Here is an 8,886-nt window from a genome sequence, read left to right as displayed (position 1 = left end):
GGAAGAAATGGTTGAAGCCGACCTCGTACAAGGTCGCGGCCCCGGCATAGGTGGAGATGTGCCCGCCCACCCCGATGTCGGACCGCTGGGCCCGGTGCACCATCACGGCCGCGTTCCAGCGCATGTACGCCCGGTACCGGCGCTCGAACTCCTCGTTGCCCGGGAACGGCGCTTCCTGGTCCGCCGGGATCGTGTTCACGTAATCGGTGGTCGTCACCATCGGCACCCCCACCGACTGGGATCCCGCCCGCTGAAGCAGGCTGCGCATGATGAACTGCGCCCGCTCCGTGCCCTGCTCCCTGATCAACGCATCCAAAGACTCAACCCACTCGGCAGTCTCTTCCGGATCACGATCAGGCAGCTGGGAAGTCAACCCGCTAAGGATGTGTGAGGTCTCTTCTCCTGCAGCCACGTCCAACCTCTCTTTTGGCGCATTCATCGTCGCCTCAGGTCCGGCAGGGTAACTGCCCGTCATGAACGCGGCGTGTGCGACATATCGGTTACAACAGCCCGGTCATGTGCGCCGGGCAGGTTCTCTTGAGCTCAAGCTGCGCTATTCGCGGCGGGCGGTTGCCCTGCAGCCAAAGTCTTCACTGGCCACTGTAGCTTTGTACGAGCCGCGATGCGTAGCCGCGCGGTCGTGAAGGCGTTGTATGTCACACTCAAGCTGTTACATCGTAGGCAGTTGTAGCTGCAGTCATCACTATGGCCCCGAATGTAGCCATGGCTTTAGCCGTGGCTGGGGCGCGGATTATGGTGGAACGCGGGACAATGGCTTGAAGCACACGCCCAAAGGGTGTTGGCTTGTAGTAATCGAAATCACTTCAAGAGGAGGAAACGTGAGCGAGGCCGACGCCGCCACATCGGTAAATGTGGCGGAAAGATTGGGTTTCAAAGATGGGGATCTAATTCAGGAACTCGGTTACGACGATGATGTCGATTTCGATTTGCGTGATGACATTGAGGAACTCACGGGTTCCGAGCTGCTTGACGAAGACGATCACGAGGTAGTGGATGCGGTCATTTTCTGGTGGCGCGATGGTGATGGAGACCTTGTCGACGCACTAGTTGATTCGCTGACCACCTTGGGTGAAGGCGGCGTGGTCTGGGTACTGACCCCCAAGTCGGGCCGCGACAACTACGTCTCGCCCTCGGATATTCAGGACGCTGCTCCCACCGCTGGCCTGCATTGCACTACCTCCGCAGGCGTCTCCAAGGACTGGAGCGCCACGCGGCTTGTAGCGCGCAAGAAGAACAAGTGACACACACGAGGTTGAACCCTCCCGGACTGCGCCCGGGAGTTCCCGTTGTTGGCCAGGAAGCCCCGGATTTCGAGCTCGTGAACCAGTTTGGGGAGCCAGTTCGCTTGTCCGAGCTTCGCGGCCGGAACGTTGTAGTGGTCTTCTATCCCTTCGCCTTCTCTGGAATCTGCACCGGGGAGCTGTGCGAGATCCGCGACAATCCGGGTATTTTCGAACACGCCAACGCCACAGTCCTTGGGGTGTCGGTGGACAGCAAGTTCGCTCTGCGGGCTTACGCGGACAAGGAAGGCTACGAGTTCGATCTCCTGGCAGACTTCTGGCCGCACGGAGAAGTAGCCGAGAAGTATGGCGTGTTTGATGCAGCTACCGGCATGTCCATGCGGGGCACTTTCATCATCGATGCCGCGGGCATCATCCGTTATGTCGTCGTCAATCCGCGCGGCCAAGCACGCGACTTAGCGGAATACCGCGAGGCATTGTCCGCACTTGGCCAGGCCTAGCGGCGATGAGCGCCCAACGGCCCGGTGTCGGAATGACTGGCTTCGCCATACTTCCCGCGGCCCTCAGGGTTGAGTTGGATGCAGGCGACCTGGACCTTCTCCGCCAAGCCGCCGCGATTCTCGGCGGCAAGCGGCTTGCTGTCTTGACAGGAGCCGGCCTCAGCACGGACTCCGGAATCCCTGACTACCGCGGCCCGGGGGCCGCGCCGCGGAATCCCATGACCTACCAGGAATTCATCGGAAGTCCTGCCAACCGGCGCCGGTACTGGGCGAGGAACCACCTTGGATGGTCGCACCTCCGGCACGCGGACCCCAATGCCGGGCATGCCGCCGTCGCCCTCCTTGAGCGGCGCGGGCTGATCACGGGGCTCATCACGCAGAACGTGGACCGTCTACACGAGGACGCTGGCAGCATCAATGTGGTGGACCTGCACGGCCGCTACGATCGCGTGATCTGCCTTGACGAGGGGCACGTCTTCACCCGGCGGCTCGTGGCGTCGATTCTTGAGGAAATCAATCCCGGCTTCCTCGAAGCCGCGCAGGCTTCCGGCGTCGTGGAAATGGCACCCGACGCGGATGCCTCAGTGGAGGATCCCGAGCTCATCCGATCGTTCGTCGTCGCTGTTTGTCCCGTTTGCGGGGGAACGCTCAAGCCCGACTTCGTGTATTTCGGTGAAAATGTGCCCAGGGACCGGGTGCAGCGCGCCTATTCCATGGTGGACGAAGCCGAGGCACTGCTGGTGGCAGGTTCTTCGTTGACCGTAATGAGCGGGCTGCGGTTCGTGCGGCACGCAGCCAAACTCGCCAAGCCGGTAGTGATCATCAACCGTGGGCCGACCCGCGGCGACGGGTTCGCGAACCTCAAGGTGGAAGCCGGAGTCAGCGGCGCGCTGGCCTGGCTTGCCGCTGAACTTCCCGATTTGCCGCCTCCAGGTCAGTCGATTGGTGTTCCAGGCGAATGATCCGGTAGAGTACATGTTCGTTGGTTGAAGCGCTGAGGGCGTTGAAATCAGTGATTGGGTCTTTAGCTCAGCTGGTAGAGCGCCACGTTTACACCGTGGATGTCATCGGTTCGATCCCGGTAGGACCCACAGGCAAAAAGAGCCCCTGAACTGCGAAAACGCAGCTCAGGGGCTCTTTTCTTTTGATCTGGCGCGTATCCGTACCGCAAACGTGCAGCAAAACTTTGCAGCGGGCCAACGTCCCAAGCTTGGGGTTGGGAGTCGCTCCCTGGCATGTGTGGGCACGGGATCGCATATGGTGTTTAGCCCACAGACCACCAAGTTACCTGACGCTGGCAAATAAGCTTGGGTCATGAACCGCCGAAAGACGCAGACCTCGCCCCCTGACACTCCCAACGACTGGCGAGATCAGAACCAGGGTCATGTTGTCCTCTACGAGGCGTTGACAGCCCGCGTCGGGCATAGAGACGCCCTGCTGTGGCAGTCGGCAGCGTTGGCAATGACCGCTCAGGCGTTCCTTTTGGTGATTGCACTCGGACACGATTCCGGTGCGGTGGCCCGTTTCGCGGCCTCCCTGCTTGGATGCGTCGTTACCTACATGTCCGCTCAGCTAATGCTTAAGCACAGGATGTACCTAACAAACGATCAAGTCATGATGATTTCTCTCGAGCGCACGATGGGATTGCCGACGAGCGCGATCGACTATGAGAGTCAACTTGCTCACTTAGAGCAGGACACATCCAAACCGTTGCTCCGTAAGAGAGCGAGGGAGAAGAAGTGGTTCACACGCTTTACGAGTGTGGACATCTGGGTCTATGGCCTAGGTGCCTTCGGTATCGTCAATCTCGTACTGATGGTGTTCGCAGTTCTTGACGCTCTTGGAGTCCCCTGCGGTTGGACTATTCAAACCGCAGCGGGTTCGGCACGATGTGTCATGGGACTCTAAAGACGGACTGGACTTTTGCTCGGTCGGACGTATTCGACGTACTATGACTGGCCCGTAGGCGGCAAGCTCGGCCTCCAGACGATGTACTGCAATCAGGGCGGCGCATGGAGCTGTCCGAACTGGGTCACCTACTCGATCACAAATCCGGGAGTTAACAACCCTTACTCACTGCCGAATCCGTCGAGTAAGGCTTTGACGCGAGTTGAGCCTGCTCTGTCGGCGGAACAGCAGACGGCGCAGGCAACAGCACTTGCCAGCGAGGAGATCGTCACGCTGACGGCAGCGATCGCCGCAGGAGACGAGCAGGTCAGTTTCTCGTATGACCGTCTCCCGAAGGAGATTCCTGCCATTAACACGACGGACAGTGAGCATACGGGGCGTATAGCCGAACGTTGCCAGTCCGCTTATCCTTGGCTTGAAAGAGGGGGTACGATGTGCCAACGAGCGACGCTGATCCGCTGACCGCGATCGTTGCTGCCGTGCGGCGGTATTGGTCGGCAATCAACATGGCGGAGCCCCCCGGTGCGCTCATGAGTACTGCACGCGTGGACGACCACGGAATCATGTGGTTCGGCTACCAAGCAGACGCGGCGTTGCCCGCTGTTCCCCGGCATGTGTATGAGGCGCCTCATCCAGGTGGTCCTTACTCATAGCTACTGTTGCGAAGGGCGGCTCGTGCGACCGTTTTGGAGTTGTCCCCGCGATGCTAAGATGCATCGCGGGATTGTTTCGGAAATGGACGCAGGTGACGTTGTGAGTGTGGCTGCTGAGCGTCCGAACGCCCGTGCCACAATGAAGGACGTCGCACGGGTCGCCGGAGTCGGTGTCGGCACAGTCTCCCGGGTCGTCAACGGCAAGTCGAACGTGAGCGAAGAGAGCGTCGCCGCGGTGAACGCTGCGATCGAGAGGCTCGGATTCCGTCGCAACGACAGTGCCAGGATGCTCAAAACCGGGGCGACGGCCAGCATTGGGTTGCTGGTCGAGGATGTCGCCGACCCGTTCTTCTCCCTGCTGAACCGCTCCGTGGAGGAGGAGGTCCTGCGCCGCGATTCCGTGCTCCTGACCGCCTCCTCGGACAAAGACCCGGAGCGCGCCCGCAAGATGATCCTCACCTTCTGCGCCCGCAGGGTCGACGGCCTGGTTATCACTCTCCCCGAAGGCGGCGACGAGGAATACCTGCGCGCGGAGCTCGACGCCGGTACGAGCATGGTCTTCGTCGACCGCCCGCCGCGGGAGCTGGATGTCGACGCCGTGATCGTGGACAACCGCGGCGGCGCGCGCACCGGCGTCGCGCATCTTATCGGCTACGGGCATAGGCGGATCGCTTGCTTCACTGATCGGCCGGACCTTTATACCGCAAGCGAGCGCATCGCCGGCTACCGGGCCGCACTCGAGGAAGCGGGCATCCCTTTCGACCCCGAACTCGTCTACTCCAGCGCGACGACCCGCGACCCGGTAGACGAGCCCCTCGGGCGGATGCTGGCGTCGGATGACCCTCCAACCGCGGTTTTCGCCGGCAACAACCGCACGAGCATCAACGTGATCGGCGCCTTGCGCATTCACAACACCTCGCTGGCGATCGTGGGTTTCGACGATTTCGAACTTGCCGACATCGTCGTGCCCGGGATTACCGTGGTGGCGCAGGACCCGAAGGGGATGGGGCAGATCGCGATGGAGATGCTCTACAAGCGCTTGGATGGCGATGTCTCGCCCTCGCAGACCATCACGCTGAACACCCGCCTTATCGCGCGGGGCTCGGGAGAGCTGAGTCGCGACGCGGTGCTCGCCGCGCGCTGACACCAGTTCGCAGGCCTCCGTAAATCCCCCTGACCGGTATTCATCTCGGTCGCCACTTACCTGTCCGCCGTTGACGAGGTCGAGGTGTGCTGAGTAGACTCGGCCGCGTGGAAACGTTTCCACGCATTGCCGTCTGTCACCGCTCGGCAACGGACAGCGGTGACGAGCGCCGCTGCTCGATACCGTGAGCCAGGTCAAGGAGGACACCCCACGATGTCAAGCCCACACGACAGTCCGGCTGTACGCCCAGGGAGCCGGGGAAGGCCACGTCGATCGCGGCTCGCGCCGGCGATGGCGGTTGCGGCCGCGCTCGCCATCGGAACTCCGGCCGAGGCATCCGCGGCTCCGGCCGTCGCCGACCTCTCCAACGAGGTCAACCCGTTCGTCGGTACCGAGAGCGAGGGCAACGCCTTTCCGGGGGCGACGCTCCCGTTCGGAATGGTGCAGCTCAGCCCTGACAACACCAACACCTACGGTTCCACGTCGTACAGCAACAACGCCGGTCGCGTCTGGGGGTTCAGCCACCGGCACGTCAACAGCGCGGGTTGCCCGGCCGCCGGTGAACTCCTGGTCTCGCCCAGCACCACCGCCACACCCACCACTTCGCGGCGGTACACCAGTATCCAGTCCGGAAGTGAATCCGCCACAGCCGGTTACTACGGTGTCACTCTGGACAACTCCGTCAAGGTCGATCTCTCGGCCACCACCAGAGTGGGCGCGCACCGGTACACCTTCCCGGCCGGCACGACCTCCAATCTCTCGTTCAACACGGGTCAGACGCTGCGCACCGCCGGCGCGAGTTCGGTCTCCTGGGTCGATGGGACCACCCTCGAGGGCTGGATCGACAACGGTGGGTTCTGCAGCGGAAACGAGAAAAAGTCCCGCTACTACTTCAGCGCCACCTTCGACCGCGCTCCGCTGTCGACCGGCACCTGGGGCACCAACGCCCAGTTCGTCGTCGGCCGGAACTCCAGTGAAGTCACCGACGGCAACAACGGTTTCGTCGCCACGTTCGATACCACGACCGACCGCGATGTCGAGGTGAGCGTCGGGGTCTCGTACGTGAGCGTCGAAGGCGCCCGCGGCAACCGGATCGCCGAGGCGACCGCCGACGGCACCCGGGTGCCGTTTGATCAGATCCGCGCGAAAGCCCGCGACGCCTGGAACGCCGAACTCGGCCGATTCGACATCACGGCATCCGCCGAGCAGCGCAAGATCTTCTACACCCAGCTGTATAAGACGCTGCTGTCGCCGACCATCGGAAGCGACGTCGACGGCCGGTACACAGGAATGGACGCCAAGACGCACACCGCCAATGGCTGGAACTACTACCAGACGTTCTCGCTGTGGGACACCTACCGCACGCAGGCGACGTTCCACGCGCTGTTCGCAAAGAACCGCGCCGCCGACATCGTCCGGTCGATGTACCAGGCCCGGGTCGAGGGCGGCTGGTTCCCGCGCTGGTCGCTCGGCTCGGTCGAGACGAACATCATGGCCGGCGACCCGGTCTCGCCCTGGATCGCTGAGAACTTCACGCTCGGCACCGTGCCAGATGACATCGCCGGCCGGATGTGGGACTACCTCGTCGAGAACGCGACAACCGCGCCCCCCGTGGGCGTCGCATCCGTCGGCCGGCAGAGCGCCGCGTTCTACCTGGTCAACGGCCACATCCCCTATCACCCGGAGCGGGGTGGCGGCCTCGGCGGCCAGTACGAAGAGTACCGTCACGGCGGCTCCGCCACAATGGAGTTCGCGGCTGCGGACGCCAGCATCGGCTCGGCCGCGCAGCGGCTTGGGAAGCCAGGCCAAGCGGCAGAATTCCTGGCCCGTGGAACCAACTGGTCGAAGCTCTGGAACCCGGGTGTCACACTCAGCGGCGGCTTCAAGGGCATCGTCAACGCCGTCAACCCCGAGGGCCAGTTCGTCTCGGTTCCGGAACGCACGGATGTGACCAGGTCCGGTTTCCACGAGGGAACCCCGTGGCACTACCAATGGATGGCGACGCAGGATGTGGTCGGTCTGCAGCAGAAGATGGGCGGTCGCGAGGAGTTCGTCAAGCGACTCGACTACTACTTCAACCAGCCAGCCCTCCAGTCCGCTCCGGGGGTCTCTCCGAGCAGCTGGGCTGCGGGTGGCAGCACGTACTACACGAGCATAGGGTACAACCCGGGCAACGAACCGATGATGATGAACCCCTGGCTGTACGGCTTCGTCGGTGAGCCGGCCAAGACCAACGACGTGCTCGCGGCCAACCTCAACCGCTTCCCGAACACTCCCGGCGGCGGGGTCGGCAATGATGACCTCGGCACTCTCGCCGCTTGGTATGTGATGGCCTCGCTCGGCATCCAGCCGGTGATGCCCGGCTCGGGGATCATGGCTCTCAACGCTCCCAAGGTTCAGGCCGCCACGATTACCCTCGAGAGCGGTGAAAAACTGCGGATCACTGCTGCAGGCGCGAAAGAGAAGCTTCCGAGTTACATTGCTGGTGTGACCGTGAACGACAAAGTGCACACGGCGGCCTGGGTCGATGTGGACGAGCTCCGGAACGGCGGTCGGCTCGAATTCGCACTGTCCGGCACCAAGGCAGGCCTCGACTGGGCCACGGCACAGAAGGACTGGATCCCGAGTGTCTCCGCTCCGCGCAAGGCCACTCCGGTGATCGTGCCGGGTGCGGAACTGAGTGCGGTCGCGGGCAGGGAAAAGACCATCGAGGTCGCGCGGGTCACGTTCGCCGGCGCTGCTGAACCCATCACGGCAACGGTGTCGTGGGCAGGGAAAGACCCGGTCGCGGCAACTGTGACGGAGGACAACGGCGCCTGGGTGATCAGTTCCACGTCGACGTTCCCAGCGGCCGGAACCGTGAGCGGCGTGGTGGGCATCGCCAGCGCCGCGAACACGCCGAGGTTCTCGCCAGCGCTGTTCGAGCCAACCTCGGCCAACCTCGCGGTTGTAGTCAATGCCGCACCTGTGGATCCGCCGGTCGTTCCGCCGGTCGTTCCGCCCGTCGACCGGGCGGTCGATCCGCCGGTCGTTCCGCCGGTCGTTCCGCCCGTCGATCCGCCGGTCGACCCTGGAGTTACTGTGGTTCCCCCCACCACCGGAACCGTTAAGGCAATGAGCGGACTGGCCGACACCGGCATGGCCCCAACCATGTTCTCCCTGTTGTTCGCGGCTCTCGGCGCCATTGCCCTCGGCTCGGCCTTCGTGATTCGCCGCAAGCGGGCGAACGGCTAGGAGACTGCTGAATTATTCGGTTGGTTACCGGCCCTGACTACGCTGCTCCGGGAAAGCTTGATCTGCCAGCAGCGACCTCAGTTCTTCGAGGACTTTTCAGGGGCAACTGGGTTTGCAGGACGAGATATATGGTCCACCAAGGAAGAAGAGCCCCTGAACTGCGGAAACGCAGCTCAGGGGCTCTT

General features: G+C 62.8%; 7 protein-coding genes, 1 tRNA gene and 1 pseudogene. 8 read left to right on the top strand and 1 reads right to left on the bottom strand.

Going from position 1 to position 8,886, the window contains the following annotated elements:
* Positions 1-439: pseudogene (locus AC4CS3_RS15400) on the bottom strand (pyruvate dehydrogenase (acetyl-transferring), homodimeric type); the annotation flags it as partial.
* Between the two features lie 400 nt (positions 440-839).
* Between AC4CS3_RS15400 and AC4CS3_RS15395 the strand changes: the two are divergent.
* The 8 genes from AC4CS3_RS15395 to AC4CS3_RS15360 all read left to right on the top strand — a co-directional run bounded on the left by AC4CS3_RS15395 (position 840) and on the right by AC4CS3_RS15360 (position 8,701).
* Entirely contained in the window at positions 840-1,262 is a 423-nt protein-coding gene (locus AC4CS3_RS15395; RefSeq protein ID WP_059387755.1) for a DUF3052 domain-containing protein, read from the top strand.
* Positions 1,259-1,762, top strand: a complete 504-nt coding sequence (locus AC4CS3_RS15390; RefSeq protein ID WP_490784186.1) for a peroxiredoxin — start codon at positions 1,259-1,261, stop codon at positions 1,760-1,762. Before AC4CS3_RS15395 ends, AC4CS3_RS15390 begins: the two co-directional genes overlap by 4 nt.
* A 5-nt stretch (positions 1,763-1,767) precedes the next feature.
* Positions 1,768-2,724, top strand: coding sequence for an NAD-dependent protein deacetylase (locus tag AC4CS3_RS15385; RefSeq protein ID WP_490784185.1), 957 nt, complete (start codon positions 1,768-1,770; stop codon positions 2,722-2,724).
* A gap of 56 nt (positions 2,725-2,780) precedes the next feature.
* Positions 2,781-2,853: transfer RNA gene (locus AC4CS3_RS15380), tRNA-Val, on the top strand.
* Between the two features lie 223 nt (positions 2,854-3,076).
* The gene (locus tag AC4CS3_RS15375; protein WP_490784184.1) at positions 3,077-3,670 is read left to right on the top strand and encodes a hypothetical protein; all 594 of its coding nucleotides are present in this window, start codon (positions 3,077-3,079) and stop codon (positions 3,668-3,670) included.
* 434 nt (positions 3,671-4,104) lie between these two features.
* Positions 4,105-4,323, top strand: a complete 219-nt coding sequence (locus tag AC4CS3_RS15370; RefSeq protein ID WP_490784183.1) for a hypothetical protein — start codon at positions 4,105-4,107, stop codon at positions 4,321-4,323.
* A gap of 82 nt (positions 4,324-4,405) precedes the next feature.
* Positions 4,406-5,467 carry a LacI family DNA-binding transcriptional regulator gene (locus AC4CS3_RS15365; RefSeq protein ID WP_490784182.1) on the top strand — a complete coding sequence of 354 codons (1,062 nt, stop codon included), beginning with the start codon at positions 4,406-4,408 and terminating at the stop codon, positions 5,465-5,467.
* 213 nt (positions 5,468-5,680) lie between these two features.
* Complete coding sequence (locus AC4CS3_RS15360) at positions 5,681-8,701, top strand: GH92 family glycosyl hydrolase (RefSeq protein ID WP_490784181.1); 3,021 nt, start codon at positions 5,681-5,683, stop codon at positions 8,699-8,701.
* The last annotated feature ends 185 nt before the right edge of the window (positions 8,702-8,886 follow it).

The sequence above is a fragment of the Arthrobacter sp. SE2 genome (genome assembly GCF_058244265.1).
Note: the sequence above shows the minus strand (reverse complement) of the source record. Positions and strands in the feature narration are given on the sequence as shown.

What these genes read in the sequence shown, in the direction of transcription:
- AC4CS3_RS15365 (WP_490784182.1), top strand. Translation starts at nt 4,406, where the DNA reads ATGGACGCAGGTGACGTTGTGAGTGTGGCTGCTGAGCGTCCGAACGCC.
- AC4CS3_RS15360 (WP_490784181.1), top strand. Translation starts at nt 5,681, where the DNA reads ATGTCAAGCCCACACGACAGTCCGGCTGTACGCCCAGGGAGCCGGGGA.
- AC4CS3_RS15375 (WP_490784184.1), top strand. Translation starts at nt 3,077, where the DNA reads ATGAACCGCCGAAAGACGCAGACCTCGCCCCCTGACACTCCCAACGAC.
- AC4CS3_RS15385 (WP_490784185.1), top strand. Translation starts at nt 1,768, where the DNA reads ATGAGCGCCCAACGGCCCGGTGTCGGAATGACTGGCTTCGCCATACTT.